Annotated in this window: 12 protein-coding genes; 8 read left to right on the top strand and 4 right to left on the bottom strand. The window is 54.1% G+C overall.

The window, feature by feature from the left end; all coding sequences use genetic code 11:
• The first annotated feature begins 53 nt into the window (after window positions 1-53).
• The 3 genes from GWR55_RS06100 (at window position 54) to GWR55_RS06090 (ending at window position 6,890) form a co-directional block, all read left to right on the top strand.
• Window positions 54-3,425 (top strand): DUF5107 domain-containing protein, encoded by a 3,372-nt coding sequence (locus GWR55_RS06100; protein WP_238398674.1) that lies wholly within the window; start codon window positions 54-56, stop codon window positions 3,423-3,425.
• 74 nt (window positions 3,426-3,499) lie between these two features.
• Complete coding sequence (locus GWR55_RS06095) at window positions 3,500-4,855, top strand: sugar porter family MFS transporter (RefSeq protein WP_162403802.1); 1,356 nt, start codon at window positions 3,500-3,502, stop codon at window positions 4,853-4,855.
• Window positions 4,856-4,895: 40 nt separating this feature from the next.
• A complete protein-coding gene (locus GWR55_RS06090; RefSeq protein WP_162401467.1) occupies window positions 4,896-6,890 on the top strand; it encodes a glycoside hydrolase family 97 protein in 1,995 nt (664 codons plus the stop codon).
• 5 nt (window positions 6,891-6,895) lie between these two features.
• Here the strand turns inward: GWR55_RS06090 and GWR55_RS06085 are convergent, their stop codons facing one another.
• Entirely contained in the window at window positions 6,896-7,990 is a 1,095-nt protein-coding gene (locus GWR55_RS06085; protein ID WP_162401466.1) for a LacI family DNA-binding transcriptional regulator, read from the bottom strand.
• A gap of 186 nt (window positions 7,991-8,176) precedes the next feature.
• Here GWR55_RS06085 and GWR55_RS06080 point away from each other — a divergent pair, with 186 nt between their 5' ends.
• Window positions 8,177-10,342 (top strand): alpha-galactosidase, encoded by a 2,166-nt coding sequence (locus tag GWR55_RS06080; protein ID WP_238398672.1) that lies wholly within the window; start codon window positions 8,177-8,179, stop codon window positions 10,340-10,342.
• 22 nt (window positions 10,343-10,364) lie between these two features.
• Here the strand turns inward: GWR55_RS06080 and GWR55_RS06075 are convergent, their stop codons facing one another.
• Complete coding sequence (locus GWR55_RS06075; protein WP_202925587.1) at window positions 10,365-11,990, bottom strand: alpha-L-fucosidase; 1,626 nt, start codon at window positions 11,988-11,990, stop codon at window positions 10,365-10,367.
• A 110-nt stretch (window positions 11,991-12,100) separates the two neighbouring features.
• Here GWR55_RS06075 and GWR55_RS06070 point away from each other — a divergent pair, with 110 nt between their 5' ends.
• On the top strand, window positions 12,101-13,336 hold the full coding sequence (locus GWR55_RS06070) for a VCBS repeat-containing protein (RefSeq protein WP_162401464.1): 1,236 nt from the start codon (window positions 12,101-12,103) through the stop codon (window positions 13,334-13,336).
• 27 nt (window positions 13,337-13,363) lie between these two features.
• Here the strand turns inward: GWR55_RS06070 and GWR55_RS06065 are convergent, their stop codons facing one another.
• On the bottom strand, window positions 13,364-14,326 hold the full coding sequence (locus GWR55_RS06065) for a carbon-nitrogen hydrolase (RefSeq protein WP_162401463.1): 963 nt from the start codon (window positions 14,324-14,326) through the stop codon (window positions 13,364-13,366).
• A gap of 712 nt (window positions 14,327-15,038) precedes the next feature.
• On the opposite strand from GWR55_RS06065, the gene GWR55_RS06060 reads away from it, so the two are divergent.
• The 3 genes from GWR55_RS06060 (at window position 15,039) to GWR55_RS06050 (ending at window position 17,850) form a co-directional block, all read left to right on the top strand.
• Window positions 15,039-16,466 carry a glutamine synthetase family protein gene (locus GWR55_RS06060; protein ID WP_162401462.1) on the top strand — a complete coding sequence of 476 codons (1,428 nt, stop codon included), beginning with the start codon at window positions 15,039-15,041 and terminating at the stop codon, window positions 16,464-16,466.
• A gap of 96 nt (window positions 16,467-16,562) precedes the next feature.
• A complete protein-coding gene (locus tag GWR55_RS06055; RefSeq protein ID WP_162401461.1) occupies window positions 16,563-16,931 on the top strand; it encodes a hypothetical protein in 369 nt (122 codons plus the stop codon).
• Window positions 16,932-17,148: 217 nt separating this feature from the next.
• Window positions 17,149-17,850 carry an SIMPL domain-containing protein gene (locus tag GWR55_RS06050; protein WP_238398758.1) on the top strand — a complete coding sequence of 234 codons (702 nt, stop codon included), beginning with the start codon at window positions 17,149-17,151 and terminating at the stop codon, window positions 17,848-17,850.
• A 46-nt stretch (window positions 17,851-17,896) separates the two neighbouring features.
• Here GWR55_RS06050 and GWR55_RS06045 read toward each other — a convergent pair whose 3' ends face one another.
• A complete protein-coding gene (locus GWR55_RS06045; RefSeq protein ID WP_162401459.1) occupies window positions 17,897-18,580 on the bottom strand; it encodes an SGNH/GDSL hydrolase family protein in 684 nt (227 codons plus the stop codon).
• Window positions 18,581-18,667 lie beyond the last annotated feature (87 nt).

The raw sequence follows: 18,667 nt of genomic DNA, 5'->3' as shown, positions 1-18,667 counted from the left end.
ACGTACACGAAAAAATATTTCACTACCTTTCAGTCGGCCTTTAGGAATCCAAGGTGCAGAGCGAAGCTGTCGATTACACAAAACTCATTCTTCCGCCAGCTCCAGCTACAGAAACTGGTGACGTAAAGGTGTGGGAAGAAGATGTGATGATGCGCACCTATCAGCCTGCCGCACCTGACCAGAATCCGTTGTTCCTGGAAAAAAGGGTTTATCAAGGAAGCAGCGGTCGCGTGTATCCGCTTCCGGTCATTGATCGCATCAATACGACTCCTTCTGTGCAAAGCTGGAAGGCCGTTCATCTGGAGAATCGTTACCTTAGACTGATGGTCCTTCCACAGATCGGGGGCCGCATCCACGTAGGCATGGATAAGATCAATGGCTATGACTTCTTTTATCGCCAGAACGTCATTAAGCCCGCTCTTGTAGGGCTGGCAGGACCTTGGATCTCCGGCGGAGTGGAGTTCAACTGGCCCCAGCATCATCGTCCCGCAACGTATATGCCGGTTGATGTTCAGATCGAGAGATCCCGCGATGGATCAGTAACAGTCTGGTGCAGTGATCACGATCCGATGAATCGGATGAAGGGAATGCACGGAATCTGCCTGTATCCCGACAGAGCATATGTTGAGGTAAAGGTGCGTCTCTTTAACCGCACAGATCAGACGCAGACATTTCTCTGGTGGGCAAATGTGGCTACGCACGTGCACGAGCGGTACCAGTCTTTTTTTCCCAAGGATGTGCAGTTCGCTGCGGACCATGCAAAGCGCGCGATTACGGAATATCCGCTCAGTCAAGGGGCATACTATGGTGTGGATTATGGCAAGCGAGCGCGGCAGGGCGTTCCCACTGAAGAGATCCCTTCCCGTTTCTTGCCGGATGGATCGTATCCCCCAAACGATTTGGGCTGGTATGCCAATATCCCGGTTCCGACAAGCTACATGATCGTGGGGTCCAAGGGAGATTTCTCGGGTGGCTACGATCATCAGCGACAGGCAGGCGTCGTTTCGTTTGCGAATCACCACATCTCTCCGGGGAAGAAGCAATGGACCTGGGGGAACCATGACTTTGGCTATGCCTGGGATCGCAGCCTGACTGATGAGGATGGTCCTTATGTCGAGCTGATGGCCGGCGTATACACCGACAATCAACCCGACTTTTCGTTTCTTGCGCCGGGCGAGACGAAGACTTTCAGCCAGTTCTGGTATCCCATTCGTGAGATCGGCGTACCTGATCTGGCAAACCTGGACGCTGCGATTCGCGTGGAGAAGATTCTCAAGGTGCTAAATCTGCATCTGCAGGTCACCCAGGACCGGCCACAGAGCACTATTTATCTGCGCTCAGGTGGGCAAGAAGTAACGCACTGGACTGGAGATCTCTGCGCAGCCAGCTCACTCCATATCAGCTTCGACGATGTTCCGTTTACTGATGATTTTGCGGTGGTGCTTGAGCATAAAGGCTGCGTTCTTCTCCACTATTCCCCCGCTGAGACAGGAGTCGCCGATCCTCCCGAACTGGCGGTTGAACCTCTTTCTCCGGAAGAGACAGAAACTCTTGATGAGCTTTATCTGACGGGTCTTCACCTGGAGCAGTATCGGCATCCGACCCGTTATCCCGAGCTTTACTGGCGCGAAGCTTTGCGTCGCGACCCATTGGATAGCCGATGCAACAATGCTATGGGGCGGTGGCATCTGGGCAGAGGAGAACTGAAGCAGGCTGAGCAACATCTGCGGTCGGCTATCAAACGAATTACACAACGTAACCCCAATCCTTATGACGGTGAGCCCTACTACAATCTTGGGCTGGTGCTGTCAGCGCAGGGACGAGCTAGCGATGCCTACGATGCTTTTTACAAAGCAACATGGAATGCCGCGTGGAGAGGGCCCGCATATCATCGACTCGCAGAGATCGACTGCAGGCGTTGCGAATGGACGAAGGCGCTCGATCATGCGGAAAGATCGCTGAAAGCAGAAGCAGACAACCTGAACGCTCGCAACCTGAAGGCTCTCGCTTTAAGGCAGTTGCGACGGGACGATGAGGTAAACAATCTTTTGCGAGAGAGTCTGGCTCTGGATCCTCTCGACATCCTGACCCGCTATCTCTGCCAGTCTTCCATTCCCGGAGACGGCCAACAGCGTCTTGATCTCGCTTTTGACCTTGCTACGATTGGCCAACTGGAAGAAGCTATTCATATTCTTTCTGTCGATGAATGGACCCGCGATGGAGCTCAGACCATTGCCCTTTATCTGAAGGCTGACCTGCTGGCAACGTTGGGACGTGAAAAAGAAGCTGATATCGCTTATCGCACAGCCGCACTTGCCGGGCCAGCTTATGTCTTTCCAAGCCGCCTTAAAGAAATGTTGCTGCTTGAGAGAACGCTCAAGCAGCATCCGGATGATGCGAGGGCTCACTTTTATCTAGGCAATTTTCTTTACGATCGCAAACGTCATCAGGAGGCGATCGTCCACTGGATACGCTCCACTGAGATTGATCCCGAATTTCCTACGGTGTGGAGAAATCTTGGCTTTGGCTACTTCAACGTATTGCATGAGACAGCGCAGGCGCTAAGGGCGTTTGAGCATGCCCGAGCCTTGTCTCCTCGCGATGCACGTATTTTGTTTGAGTACGACCAACTATTAAAGCGTGTTGGTGAGGTTCCTGAAAACAGGCTGAAGTTGCTCCAGAAAGAGCGCGATTTGGTGGAGCTTAGAGACGATCTTTCCATAGAGTTCGCCTCTCTCCTCAATAGCGTAGGAGATCCTCAGGCCGCGCTCGAACTGCTTCTAGGCAGGCACTTTCAACCCTGGGAAGGTGGCGAGGGACAGGTTCTGGCTCAGTATGTAAGATCTCATCTTCTTCTGGTCCAGAAGGCGTTGGCCGATAGCAATGCCGCTGTCGCTCTCAGACACCTGCATTCCGCAGAGAATCCACCCATAAGTCTGAGCGAAGCCAGGCATCTGCTGCAGAACCACAGCATGATTGATTATTGGTTAGGTCGAGTCCTCAAGTGCAGTGGAGACGCAGAGGCCGCGACGAAGGCTCTTGAGCGTGCCGCTCGCTCTCTCGGGGACTTCCAGAAGATGCAGGTACAGGAGATCTCCGATATGACGTATTGGAGCGCGAAGGCGCTCCAGGAGCTTGGCCGTAGCGACGAGGCAAGTGCACTCTTTGCGAAGATCGGAAACTATGCCAATCAACTGCGATTGCAGATGCCGAAGATTGATTACTTTGCTACCTCTCTGCCGGCAATGCTGTTATTTGAGGAAGATCTTGAAAAGCGTCAGAAGATTACAGCGGATTTTCTTAAGGCTCAGTCATTACTGGGTCTCGGTCAGGTCGAGCGCGGCACAGAGCTTCTGCGACATGTGCTGAATGAAGACAGAAATCACACTGGCGCCATAGATATGATGCGCATGCTGGAGATCTGAAGGTGCAGGGACCTGTCGCAATCGACCCCGGAGCCTCGGTACAGGTACCTCCCTCGCACACGGGATATGTCTGGATGCTTGCAATATCGGCCGCGCTCGGAGGATTGCTCTTTGGATATGACTGGGTTGTTATAGGAGGAGCGCGTCAATTCTACGAGGTCTATTTCCATCTTCAATCGGCTACGCAAGTTGGCTGGGCAAATAGCTGTGCGCTCTTAGGATGCCTTCTTGGGTCCATGGCTGCCGGCAACCTGGCAGAACGGTCAGGGAGAAGGCCCGTGCTGCTTCTTTCTGCGTTACTCTTTGCGGTATCGTCCGCTTTGACTGGGTGGGCCTTCTCATTCACCAGTTTCATCGTTTGGCGAATTGCCGGCGGTGTAGCCATTGGGTTGGCTTCCAACGTTTCGCCGCTTTATATCGCCGAGATTAGCCCGGCAACTCTTCGGGGAAGACTTGTCAGTCTCAACCAATTTGCGATTGTGGTCGGAATTCTTCTGGCGCAGGTGGTGAATTGGATCCTTGCGCGACCAGTCTCTCCCGGCCTCTCATCCGTTGCCCTGTTGCAAAGCTGGAATGTCCAATATGGGTGGAGATGGATGTTCACGGCAGTTGTGTTCCCAGCCTTTTGTTTCGCAATTGCATCCTTTCTCCTTCCGGAAAGCCCGCGATGGCTGCTGAATCACGGCAGATACTCCGACGCGGGCTCCATACTGCGGAGAATTGGTGGCGAACAATATGCTGCTGCGGAATTGATTCAAATACAAAACTCGCTTGGCGCTCATACCAAGTCGTCATCCTGGAAGGAACTCTTCCAGCCCGGTATTCGCCGCGTGGTTTTTGTTGCCATTGGCCTTGCTGTCTTACAGCAGTGGACCGGAATCAATATTCTCTTCAACTATGCGGCAGAGATCTATCGCAGTGCGGGCTACGCGTCCAACGATATCTTTCTGGACATCGTCATTACCGGCTCAATCAATCTGATCTTCACCGTAATTGCCATGTTTCTCGTTGATTCTCTCGGTCGCCGCAAGCTCATGCTTTCAGGGTGCATTGGAATCGCTGTCTGCCATCTCTTATGCGCTCTGGCGTATACACGCGGATATCTGGGTACGCCTGTCCTCATCCTTACTCTCGCAGCGATCGGCTGCTATGCGCTTACATTGGCCCCAGTAACATGGGTTTTGATCTCAGAGATCTTTCCCAATCCAGTTCGCTCTCGGGGCATCGCAGTCGCAGTCAGTTCGCTCTGGATCGCCTCTTTCCTGCTCACTTATACATTTCCATTTATGAACAACTATTTTGGAACAGGCGGAGCCTTTGTCAGTTATGGAGTGATTTGTCTTGCAGGTGCAGTTCTCGTGTTTATAGAAGTGCCGGAGACGCGCGGATACACCCTGGAACAGATTGAAGCTGTCTCCCGCAAAAGTTAGTTTCAAAAAATGACTCGAAATATTTCATAGGAGTGCTCTGATGTGTTCACGGATTGCGGCTCTAATATCAGTTTTCGTCTTTCTGATAGATGGATCGTTATTGTTCGCACAGAATGCAAGGCCCTCAGTTACCTCACCAGATGGACAGCTGAAGATGACCTTTGAGGTCAAGCCATCTGACAACACGCCGGGGACGATGGGACAGCTTACCTACTCTGCGACCTTTCACGGCAAGCCAATCATCGATTCGTCCAGGCTGGGACTCGATCTGGAGGGTGCCGCTGTGCTCGGCGCCGATGTGGAGATCGCGGAAGCCAGGAAGTCCTCTGGGGTGGATGTGTATTCTCTGAGAAATACCAAGATAAGTAAGGTGCATGACACCTACAACAGCATCACCTTGCGTGTGAATGAAAAGGGAAGCCACTCGCGATCGTTGCTTGTAGAGGCACGTGCATACAACGATGGGCTCTGCTTCCGTTATGTCCTTCCCACACAATCTGCGATTCGCGAACTCCGCCTTCGTGCGGAGGCAACGGAATTCCGGTTCAGCCAGGATGCGACCTCGTGGGTGCTTGCGCTACCCAATTATCGAAGCAGTTATGAGAGCGAGTATGTTCGCCTTAATCTATCAGCTCTCAGCAATCAGGGCGGGGTGTCCAGCCATTTCCTGATCGGCACCCCTGTACTTCTCCACGAGCCTGGAGTGGCATGGCTATCCTTGATGGAAGCGGACCTGGAGGGCAACAGTTCCATGTACCTGACCAATCCCTCAGGAAACTGGGCAGGGCACTACCTTACTGTTAAGCTGTCGCCTCGGTGGGACGACCCGCAATACGCTGTGCTCGGCAGCTTGCCGCATCATTCGGCGTGGAGAGTCATCTCTGTTGCAGACAAGCCAGGCCAGCTTATCGAATCAAATCTTCTTACAGATCTTAATTCCCCAAATCGCCTCCGCGATACCAGCTGGATTCAGGGGGGGAAGGCCTCCTGGAACTGGTGGGTCGATAACGTCAGTAAAACAGGAAAGAACTCTTTCTCGACGGACGTGATGAAAGAGTATATCGACTTTGCATCGGAAAACGGTTTGCCCTACTTCATGCTCGATGCCGGATGGTCCAAAAACGGTGATATCACGCAGCTCAACGGCCGTGTTGATGTACCTGAATTAGTTCGTTATGGCGCCAGCAAACATGTGAAGGTGTGGATCTGGCTCTATTCTGAAGCGGTCATGAAGCAGATGCGTGAGGCCTTCCCTCTGTATGAGAAGTGGGGTGTTGCTGGTCTCAAAATAGACTTTATTAACCGGGATGATCAGGAGGGAATCCAGTTCTATTATGACGTCGCGAAGTATGCGGCAGAACATCATTTGATGATCGATTTTCACGGAACGCGCACGCCTTGGGGAATCTTGAGGACGTACCCGAATGTTATGAGCTATGAGGCTGTCCTAGGGCTCGAAAATAATAAGGTAGGAAGGCGCGACAGCCCTGTCGACCGCACCATGTTTGCATCGACAAGGCTGCTGGCGGGCCCGATGGATTTCACCCCCGGAGCATTTGATAATGCCACAGAAGACAACTTCATCCCCCGGAATGAAGCGCCGATGGCAATGGGAACGCGAGCCCAGCAACTGGCCTTGTATGTGATCTACGAGAACCCGATCCCCATGCTGTCCGATAGCCCACAGAACTATGCTGGCCAACCAGGCCTCGAATTTCTAAAGGATGTTCCGGTTGAATGGGATGAAACCCATGTGATCGATAGCAATCCTGGCGAGTTTACGACGATTGTCCGGCGGCATGGAAACGAGTGGTATCTGGGCAGCATGACAAACTGGACGGCCCGGACCCTGGATGTTCCTCTTCGCTTTCTAGGTGCTGGCACTTACATAGCGGAAGCCTACGAAGATGCCATGGATGCGGGCAAGAATCCGAAGCACTTGCTCATCTCCAAAAAAAATGTAACTTCGGCGGATACCTTGACCATTCATCTTGCTCCGGGAGGAGGTGCCGCGATTCGCTTTATCAGAAAATAGGAACACTAGAGATGCATCTGCTCTTCTTCTGTCCCCAGTATCGATGCAGGAGCATTCTCAGAGAATAATGCGAGATTGCTCCTGAGCACGATATGAGGTGCCAGTCTTATATAGCGATGTATCTCGTCATCCTGCAGAAGGTATCGAACTAGGTTTTCAAAGGCCAGTTTTCCTTGTGTAAATGGCCTCTGGTGAATGGTCGCCAGGACCTTGCCATATTCGATCAAGGGGATCAGGTCTTTATAGAGATCGGTTGTAACGATATGAATTTTATCGAGCAAATTGAGTTCATCAAGCGCCTGCAAAACAGGCTGACTGTTTGCTGTGCTCAGATAAAGCCCCTCCGGACGATTTCGCCGGCGCATCAACTCCAGGGTCTGGCGGTATGCTTCGCGAGGCTGTTCGTGGCTTTCAAGTGCAGGGAGCAGCGTAAGATGAGGAGCTTGTACGGCAATGGTGGCTGCAAATCCGCGAAGTTTTTCAGCGTGGTCCATCAGAGACAACTCTCCGCTGAAAACGACTACATTTGCCTTCTGGTTCAGGCGAAGAGAAAGAATCTCTGCTGCGATGGCTCCGCTCACATACGCATCCACGCCGACCGACCCAATGCGCTCAGAGGCCGGAGCATCAGATCCGACGCACATCGTTGCGATGCCTTCGCGAGCCAGCTTTCGCATAATTGCGCTGTACCGCTGCATCTTTCCAGGAAGAACGATGATTCCGTTGTATCCCCCTTGAATTGCCTTCTGCAGAGCTTCTTCATCGCCTGCTCCGAGGCGGGGGTATTCAATAAAATCAACAGCAATCTGACCTCGCACGGCCGCATCGGCCGCGGCAGCGATGCCTGCGCGCAGAGGGTCAAAGAAGTAAGAAATATGCTTGGGCAGCACAGCCGCAATCGAGATTCTTCGATTGAGCTTCAGTGCCTGAGCCGCAAGATTCGGCCGATAGCCCAGCTCGCTAGCCATCTGCAGTACCTTGCTCTTCGTCTTCTCGCTGACACCAGACCTGTTGTGGAGCGCGCGATCCACGGTGCCAATCGAGATCTTAAGAACGCGAGCGATCTCCTTAATTCCAACTTGTTTGGGTTCAAGTGCCATGCGTGATCGATTCAGTATTGCGCGCAATCTTCAGATGCCGCATTCTCTCATAGTCAGGAATCTTCAGTCTGCGTTTCCAGGATTGATCTTTTCCCCATGCGCCGTGCGTACTCTCAGGAGCTTCTGATGCGATTTATAAATTTATTAAAACCAATTCACCGCGCTGCCGCCTCCGCCCTCTTTTGTATGCTATTGTTCTGTTCGCAATATGCTGATGCCGCAGCTCATTTTGATACCCAGTCAAGGGTATTCAGGCTCGATGGCGGGGATAGTACCTATGCCTTCGGCATCAATGCTCAGGATGAGATCCAGACCCTTTACTGGGGGAAGCGGCTTCCCGACAATCAGCAGTTTCCTGCCGCGCAGGCGTCCAGCGGTGTCGCTTCATTCGATATGCCTGTCAATACGACGCCACAGGAGTACACCGGCTGGGGTGGTGCGCTTTACGTTGAGCCGGATTTGAAGATTACCTTTCCGGATGGAAACCGAGACCTTGTTTTGAAATATGTCTCACACAATATCGAGGGAGATCAGATCCATGTCTTGATGAAAGACATCTCGCGAGATGTATACGTCACGCTGCAGTATCGGATGGATGAGCAAACCGGTATCCTTCGCCGTTCCGCAGATATCGAAAACCGTACTCACCAACCTTTTACGATCGAGCAGGTTGCATCGGGAACCTGGAATCTTCCCAGGGGCACCGATTACCGGCTTCACTATGTCACCGGTCGTTGGGCAGCGGAAGGGAGTCTTCAGGAACAGCCGATTCACGGTGGCAAGACAGTATTAGAAAGCCGTAGAGGCACGACAGGAGCGGAGAATAATCCATGGTTCATGATCGATCGGACATCCTCGAACGACCAGGATCAGGGAAGCGTTTGGTTTGGGGCTCTGGGATGGAGTGGATCGTGGAAGATCAGCGTCGAGCAGAATGTCCTTAAGGACATCAGGGTTACAGGCGGCCCGAACTCATTCGACTTCGCTTACTTCCTTAAGAGCGGTGAACACTTTCAGACTCCTTATTTTTACGGGGGCTATTCCGATCAGGGCCTCGGAGGTGCTTCGCGCCTCCTACATCGATTCGAGGTTGACAGTCTGCTTCCCCACGCTCCTTCTCCCAGACTCCGCCCTGTGCTCTATAACTCCTGGGAGGCTACGACTTTTAATGTCAACGAAGCCAGCCAGATGATGCTGGCAGAAAAGGCCGCGAGCCTGGGTGTTGAACGGTTTGTCATGGACGATGGCTGGTTTGGAGAACGAAAGAACGATCATGCCGGTTTAGGCGATTGGTACGTCAATCCGCAAAAGTTTCCTCATGGCTTGAAGCCTCTTATCGACAAGGTTCACTCGCTCCATATGGATTTCGGTTTATGGGTCGAACCTGAGATGGTCAATCCTGACAGCGATCTCTATCGCAAACATCCTGACTGGGTTTTAAACTTCCCGGGACGTCCGCGCACAGAAGGTCGTAATCAGTTGGTCCTCAACCTTGCACGTCCCGATGTTCACGACTACGTTCTGCAATGGCTCGATAAACTTCTGCGTGACAACGATATCTCGTTTCTTAAATGGGATTACAACCGGAACTGGGCGGAGCCTGGCTGGCCTTCCGTTCCTATTGAGCAGCAGAAGAATGTATACGTCGATTTCACCCGGAACTTCTATGACATTCTGGCCCAGCTAAGACAAAAACATCCCAATGTCGAAATTGAAAGCTGCTCAGGTGGAGGAGGTCGTGTCGATCTTGGCGTGATGGCTCTCACCGATGAGGTCTGGACGTCGGACAATACGGACGCATACGATCGGCTCTTCATTCAGGATGGATTTACTTATGCGTACACACCGGCTGTCATGATGGCATGGGTCACTGATTCTCCTACCTGGGTCAATCACCGGTCTCTTTCGCTGGAATATCGTTTTCTTTCGTCTATGCAGGGTTCTCTCGGGATCGGTGCCGATCTCAACAAGTGGACACCGGAAGATTTTGCAACTGCGAAAAGGATGATTGCAGACTATAAGTCCATTCGAGAGACGGTGCAGCGAGGTTCGCTGTATCGTCTGATGTCGCCACGCGAAGGAGAACAATCGGTTACGGAGAGCGTATCTCGCGATAGGAAACAAGCCGTCGCATTCGCATTCCTTCACTCGAGTTCAGAAAATTACCCCTTTCCTCGCGTCTATCTGCGCGGCCTGGACGAAAATGCAACCTACTCGCTGCATCTTTTAACAGGCAAAGTAGCTAAGAATACACCTGCAGCAGCGACCGGAGCATATTGGATGCATCATGGATTTGATGTCGATCTCCGCGGAGATTTTCAAGCAATGGCAGTCACTTTAGAACGCCAATAGGCTGGTCGCCTTTTGCAGGCATTCATTCGTGGCAGTGCGTCCGGATTGCGAAGCTCCAGGCGATATCCCTCGGCAATCCCGGCGGCGGTGTCTGAGGCAAAGTCAGGTGAAGTCCATCGGGGCGTACTGCAAAGGGTATCTCGCGTAGGCTTCCTAGCAATCTGACCGAACAAATGGGATCGGTAAGATAGGGGTTGCCGGCGTAAAGCGTGTGCAGAACCAGGTTTCCTCCGGAAGGCCAGCCGAGGGCTGTCGCGTAAAGAACAACGCCGGATCTGGACGTGGTGTAGCGAATATCCTGTGCGGTGTAACTCTGAATGTCCTTGTCCTTTTGCGTTGAGTCTTTCGGAGCCTTCGTGGGTCCTTCTCCAAAGACAGCAAACGGTCGCGAGCCATAGATCGCCTCGCCGTTGATCCGCAACCATTCTCCCATCTGGAGCAATGCGCTCTGGACCTCTTGAGGGATCGTTCCATCAGCTTTTGGACCTACATTGAGCAGAAGATTGCCGTTCTTTGAGACCGTATCGACCAGCTGCGCGATAAGCGACTTGGCCGTGCGGTATTGGTCGTGTTCGGCGTATCCCCATGAATGTATCGACACGGATGTGTCCGTCTGCCAGGGCATCAGCCGCAACGTGTCCAGCTTGCCTCGTTCAATGTCCAGAGTTGCCGCGTTCGCAGGCATCGACTCTTCTTTATAAGTAAGTACCGGCTGTCGATGATGTTCGGCAGAACGATCGTAATAGTATGCCGCGAACTTCTGGAGTGCAGATTTCATCGCAGGTTGGCCAATCCACCAGTCGAAGTACATGAAGTCAGGTTGATACTTGTCTACGATCTCGGTCGAGAGAGCAAGCCAGTTGTCTGTAAATGCCGCATTCGGTGCAAGCCACTCCTCGAGATGGCTCGGATCCGGTTCTTTAGTGTCTATCGTTGTGCCATCCGGCCTAGGCAGATTCATCGGCGCCGCGGGGTCGTAGAGCAGAGCCGTCTCCGGAGTCTCATCGCGAACGTCAGAAGGGAAGGAGCGCCCTCGTCCGTACCACCACCAGTGTTCGGCTGTGTGAGAAGACACTCCGAATCGCAGTCCCCGGGCCCGCGTAGCTTTTGCCAGTTCGCCTACAACATCGCGATGAGGCCCCATCCTTGCCGCATTCCATGGAGTAATATCCGAGTCGTACATGGCGAATCCGTCACAGTGTTCTCCCACGGGGACAACGTAACGCGCACCGGCCTTCACAAACAGATCCACCCAGGCGTTTGCATTGAAGTGTTCAGCCTTAAACATAGGAATGAAGTCTTTGTAACCGAACTTTGATTGCGGGCCATACGTCGCGACGTGGTGTCGATATGCGGAACTGCCGGGGACGTACATGTTGCGCGAATACCATTCGTTGCCGAATGCAGGGACGGAGTACACGCCCCAGTGCAGGAAGATTCCGAACTTCGCGTCGCGGAACCAGTCCGGCGTGCGGTAGGCAGCCAGTGAGTTCCAGGTTGCGTGGAAAGGCACTCCCGAGGCACTGATCTCGTGCTCTACCTTCACAATCTGTCGCTCGGTATGCTCCTTTGCTTCTGCAGGAGAGATGGTTTGGCATGCAGCATGGACGGCAAAAGAAACGATGACGGCTGCTAAAAGAGATCTCACTGCGACACAATATCAAAGCTGATTCCACTCTGCACTCACGCGTCAGGGGATCTATCGACGGTACGAGCCTGAAGAGCGGTTATGATGGGGCCTGCGCGAAGGAGCAAAGCATGCGGGCCAAAGTTCTGGGACTTCTACTTTTCGTGGCGGGCGCCGCGACTACGGCATGGTCGGCCAGCCGTCCGGCGGACATAGCGTTCCATATCACCATGATCGATCCCGGTTACGGCGAAACAGTTGCCGTCGCCGACATCAATCGCGACGGAAAGCCGGACATAGTCTCAGGAGAGATCTGGTTCGAGGCTCCGGACTGGAAGAAACATCCCTTGCGCCAGATCGATTACACCAACGGCTACATCGACGATTTCAGCGATTTGCCCGTGGACGTGGATGGTGACGGCTGGGTCGATATCGTGCAGTTCAGTTACTTTGCCCACAACATCGTCTGGTTGCGAAACCCCGGCGCCAGCGGCAGTCCATGGAAGGTGACAGAGATAGACAACAGCGGTCCTACCGAGTTTGCTTTCCTTGTCGATCTCAACAACGATGGCAAGGCGCTTGAGCTGCTTCCAGAGTTCGATCGTCCAAATGTCCCGGCCGCATGGTTTGAGTTGCGGCAAGGCAAGTGGGTTAAGCATGTTGTCGCGCCTCGCAGTTACGGTCACGGAATCGGTGTGGGCGACATGAACGGCGATGGTCGCAACGATATTCTCACGCCGCAGGGCTGGCTTGAGGCTCCTGCCGATCTCAGCTCAACCGCCGCATGGAAGTTTCACCTCACCGACTGGGGCGCAAAACCGATCGCTCCCGCCGGAAGTTCACCCGGGCAGGCTGCTTCAGCGGTCGAACCCGTCAAATTGGGTTATATGCATCTGCTCGACATCAACGGTGACGGGCGCAAGGACTTGCTGACCGGAATGGCGCATGATTATGGTCTTGCCTGGTATGAGCAGACATCTGACGGAAGCTGTATTCAACACGTCATTGACGCCAGTTGGTCGCAGCTTCACGAGTCTGTTCTGACGGACCTCAATGGTGACGGTCAGCCAGACCTGGTTACCGGCAAGCGCTATTTCGCGCACAACGGAAACGACCCAGGTGAGCGTGAACCGATTGGCCTCTACTGGTATGAGTGGAGGCGTGTGTCTCCAACTGCCCGGACCGCAAACCATCCTGGAAATGGTGGCGTGGAGTGGATTCGCCACATCGTCTCCTACGGAGGAAGGATGGGAGGCGGGGTGCAGCTTGTAGTTACCGACATCGATGGAGATGGCGATCCTGACATCGTCAGCGCCGGCAAGTCGGGACTCTTTCTGGCAGAGAACCTTACAAAACGCGCCCACTAATCCGCTGCATCCTGCTTGAGGAAATCGCTAATCGAGGAACCGTTTCGCGATTCCCTCATAGGCGTCGATACGGCGGTCGCGCAGGAAGGGCCAGTGCTGCCGGGTTACCTCGATCAGTTTCGGATCGAGATCGGCGATGAGGACCTCTTCTTTATCGTAGGAGGCCTGGGCCAGGATGCGTCCGAAGGGATCGGCGATAAAGCTTCCGCCCCAGAACTCGATGCCGGAGCTGGGAGTATGGTCGCCGGGGCCGTGCAGTTCTCGCGTCGCCGGATTACCGTCAGCGGCGGTCACCTTGAACTTTACATCGCCGTGCTCGTGGCCGACACGGTTGACGGAGCAGACGAAGACGCCGTTGGCGATGGCGTGCGCACGCTGCGCGGTCTGCCAGGCGGTGTACTGGGCCTCACCGAACTCCTCCTTCTCGGAGGGGTGCCAGCCGATCGCAGTGGGGAAGAAGAGTGTCTCCGCGCCCTTGAGTGCGGTGAGGCGAGCGCCTTCCGGATACCACTGGTCCCAGCAAACGAGCGTTCCGACCGGGCCCTCTGAGGTTCGGGTCGCTTTGAAGCCCAGATCGCCAGGAGTGAAGTAGAACTTCTCGTAATAGAGCGGATCGTCGGGGATGTGCATCTTGCGATAGATATCGGCGATGCTGCCATCCTTTTCGATGGTCACAGCGGTGTTGTGGTAGAGGCCGGGTGCCCTGCGCTCGAAGAGGGACGCGATCAAAACGACGCGGGCCTCGCGGCACACCTGGGTGAGGACATCGGTGGAGGGACCGGGGATCGACTCGGCGAGGCCAAAGAGTTCGTGGTCTTCGCGTTGGCAGAAGTACTGAGCGCGGAACAGCTCGGGAAGGCAGACGATCGACGCTCCCTGCTTGGCGGCCTCATAGACACGCTCCGCGGCCTTGTTGAGATTGATCCTCGTATCCGGGTCGCACGACATCTGGATAAGCGCGACGCGCCTGGTTCCGTTCGATGTAGCCATAGCAGTTCCGTCCATTTCTATAGGCTGCGGAGGGCCCGTCCCCCCCGTCAAAATAATTGCAAAGTATTCTATCCGCGAGAGTTACGTCCGAACTTCCTGACGCACGACAATCCCGAAGACAGAAAATCCCTTTATTCTCGCTACGCTATCTGAACGACGTATTCATTCTGATGAACTTGGGTTTGATTCTGGTTCATGCCCACGAGAAGATTCTCGCTGCCAACTTCCGGCTTAGTTCTATATTCCATTCGCTTTCTATTTTAGCGGGGCCGAAGAAATTGGTATGCCAGGTTTAAGGCTTACGGATTCAGCGGTTAGGTGTCTTCCGGGCTTGACGCGCAATTCGGTTGCTATCAGGGATATTTCTTTCAGGCGTTCTATCGGAAACACATGTCCGTTAAACCCGAAGAGGGGTTCCCTTGCAAAGTCGGGATGTGGGGGAACCTGCATTTCTATCACTGCAGCTCCAATGGAGCCCCGTCCGCTTCCGCTCACATTTGGAGGATGGAACCGCCGCGAAGGGCGGTTTCGATAGAAGATTGCGCTATAGAGTACCAAATCTCTTCGTCTTACAAGAATTTTCTGTTACGTTTGAAAGAAAGGATCTTCTGCCCACGACGCCAGCGGATCTTCGCCTATCACCCTAAACAATTGATGTGTGCCTGGACCGACTGTGCGAGTCGTGTATCCCATTGCAGAAGGAGCAAAGACGTTGAGCGAATTTCGTGATTTTCTGGAACTTTCCTACTCAGAACTCGAGGATCTGAACCTGCAGGCGAAGGAGCAGCGCAAGAAGCGCGTTCCGGCTGACGTGATTCAGGAGGAACGCCTCAAGTACCTGACCGACGAGCGGCGCATCAAGGCGGTCACAGTGCTGTTCAGCGATCTGGAAGGCCGGTTGCACATGCTCGACTACGACAAGAAGTTCCTCGTGAAGAGCTATGACAATCTCACCTTCGACGGCTCTTCCATCCGTGGCTTTACGGCGCAGCGCGAGAGCGATCTTCGCCTGGGAATCGACTGGAGCGCGTTCTACTGGGCCCCGGCGGACGTCTTTGGCCCCGGCAAGGTTCTCGTCTTTGGCGAGGTGATCGATAAGAACGGCGGAACCTACTCGGCCGACATTCGCGGAGTGTTGAAGAAGTTTGCCGAGGAGCAGTTTGCGGAGAACGGTTATACGTTGAACGCAGCCAATGAGATCGAGGGCTTCCTCTTCGAAGGCCTCGACGCGGAGCGCAACTTCCACCAGACGGGCAAGTTTGAGTACGTCAACCAGGGCGGTTACTATCATTCGCTGCCGGGCGACCCGCTGCGTGAGTTTATCGACACGACTGCCGAGGTTCAGCGCGCGATGGGCTTCGAGAACGAGAAGGACCACCCCGAGGTTGCTCCTTCGCAGTTTGAGATCAACTACACCTATGGCGACGTGGTGACGGCTGCCGACCAGATCCAGCTCTACAAGCTGATCTGCCGCCAGATCGCAACCCAGATGGGCATGACGGTCAGCTTCCTTCCGAAGCCCGTGACCGGTGTGAACGGCTCCGGTATGCACACCAATGTCTCAATCACGAAGAACGGCAAGAATCTTTTCTGGGACCCGAAGGGCGAGGAGAAGATCTCGAAGCTGGCCTGGCAGTTCACCGACCGCATTCTGACCCACGGCAACGATCTCTGCCTGCTGCTGAATGCCAGCGTGAACTCGTACCGCCGCCTCGATCCTCACTTTGAGGCTCCCAACCAGATCAAGGCTTCAGCGACGGACCGCGGATCGATGGTTCGTATTCCCATCGGCAACGAGAAGTCGGCCCGCGTTGAGGTTCGTTCGGTGGGACCGGATGCCAATCCGTACATGGTGCTCTATTCCATCTTCAGGAGCGGTCTGCAGGGAGATACAGCGAAGATCAAAAACCTTCGCCAGGCCGAGCGTTACCTGCCGGACAACATCTACACGGCGCTTGAGAACTTCCGTGGCTCCGACTGGACGACAAAGCTGCTGGGCGCCGATGTAAAGGCCCGCTATGCGGACCTGAAGCAGGCCTCTGCAGATCGCTGCCCGCGTCTGCTGGGAACGATCGTGAAGGCTCCCGAAGTCCAGTTTCATCATGACGTCTATAACCAGCTTCTTTGGAACCAGTTCTAAGAGATTCTTCAAGGAATCAATTACGAAAGCCCCGGTTTATGCCGGGGCCTTTTCTATTGGACTATGGCTCCTGTCGAATTTAGATAAACTCTTCCCATGATGCAGTTCGCCCTGGCACTGATGATGTTCGCAGCACCTGTCCCAAGGGTTCCGATAGTTACGGTTTGTGATTTAGTCGGTCATCCATCCCGATATGACGGCATGGAGCTGAACATAAAATCGGCCGGGTTCTTCAAAGACGGCTACCTGTTAGCAGACAACAAATGCCCTGAAGCGCGCGTGGCATTGTCCTTTGAAGAGCACAAAGAGGTTGAGCAAAGATTTATAGATATACCGGTCCTCGGACGTCAAGTCCCAGGACTCTCTGGAGAGATTATCGGAAGGTTCAGCTATCATCCTCACACTGAAAAGAAATATGTATTTGAAATCATCCGGGCGGGGCCACTGTTCGCTGTATGGAATTGAGAGGACTAGCTCAGCATAGACCTTCTGAATAACTGCTTTATGAAGAATTGTTATCCTCGTTAGGAGATTCAGGATATTTGGCCGAAGTCAGTAGCTTGATGATGCTGCGTGTGTTGCATGCACTTGTCTCACGAAGGAGGTGCCTTTGGAGTATTCAGAGCACAATAACTTATTCCGTCCGGCAGCCGTTCTTGGGGGTTGTCTTTTCTTGGGACTGGTGCTGGGCGGCTGGCTGCTTGGCAGCCAGATCAAAGAGACGAGGCTGGCGGATCGCTACGTCACGGTCAAGGGGTTGGTGGAGCGGACGGTAAAGTCTGACAGCGCGATATGGCCCGTCACCTTCAAAGAGACGGGGAACGATCTTCAGCAGGTCTATGCCAAGAGCGAGGAGGACCGCGGCGCTGTGCTGAAGTTCTTTAGCCAGCAGGGAATCAGCCCGGCGGAGATCTCGGTCGGCCAGATTCAAGTAACCGATAAGCAGGCCAATGAGTATGGCGGCAACAACCAGGGCGGCCCGCGCTATATCGTGCAGCAGACGGTCACGGTCAGCTCGCAGGATGTAGACAAGGTAGCGAAGGCGGGCCAGAAGACGGCACAGCTTCTGCAGGCGGGCATTATTGTCGTCGGTGGATACGGGCAGGGGATTCGCTATATCTTCAACGGGCTGAATGCTCTTAAGCCCGACATGATTACCGAGGCAACCAAGAACGCGCGTGCCTCCGCGGACCGTTTTGCCGCGGACTCCGGAAGCCAGGTGGGTTCGATCCGTTCCGCCAACCAGGGTGTATTCTCTATCTCCGCCGCGGATGGAGGAGGAGGCGGAGGAGAGGAAGGCGGGGGAGGAGCAACCAATCCTGACGCCAGCATCATGAAGAAGGTTCGCGTGGTCGCGACGATCGATTATTACCTTCTGAAGTGATCCTGCATGACGGATTAGAGATGAGCCGCTGGCATGAGTCTGCGGCTCATTGCTTTTGTGATTGCGACAGGGCCTGCAGGATGGTCTGGGCTACCTGCCGGGCCTGGATGGCGCTGCCTGCCGGAGTGAAGTGGACGTCATCCTGATGAAGGTCCTGGTGCTGCAGCATGAGGGCCTCCTGATCGTCGATGGTGATGCGAGCTCGCTTGATGACGGCGAGCGCAATCTGGTTGCGCTGATGGACGCGTTCATTAGTGGCGCCGGAAGAGGTTGGCTTTCTGACTGGGGTGGTGCTGGCCCAGATCAGGCTCGCCGAAGGCGCCAGTCTGCGAACTGCTATGACGAAGGAAGGCAGTCCCCGTCCATACTGCTGCTCGGTATAGCTCCAGCCGTGCATGCCGTTGTTGAAGTGGATGACGTCAAACTTTGCAGGCATGATGTCGGCGAGATCCGCAATCTGTTTGATCAGTCGAGCATCTCCGGAGGACGCGGAGGTGGCAAACAGATAGCAGTTTGCCTTCCCGGCAAGAAGACGCGAGGTGTCTGGATAGTAGGCGCGAGTGATGGAGTCGCCGATCAGCAGGATATTAGGCAGCTTTGGGTCGGGGTGCTCCGGACGGTCTGCCCAGGTCCACTCGATCTTTTCGAGAATGGAATGGGTCTGCGCAGGTGAATCTTTCAGCAGCAGAATTGGTACGAGGAAGAGAAGGATCAGGTTCCGCTTTCGCATGCGGGTAATCTTACATAGAGCGCTGCAGCGACACGCTCTAAGTTCGATTATCGTTTTCATCGTGCGAATATTGCCAGACGTTCTTCG

Origin of the sequence: Edaphobacter sp. 12200R-103 (assembly GCF_010093025.1) — a bacterium.
GTDB lineage: Bacteria > Acidobacteriota > Terriglobia > Terriglobales > Acidobacteriaceae > Edaphobacter.
The sequence above is the reverse complement of the archived record's forward strand: the minus strand, read 5'-3'. Positions and strand labels throughout refer to the sequence as shown.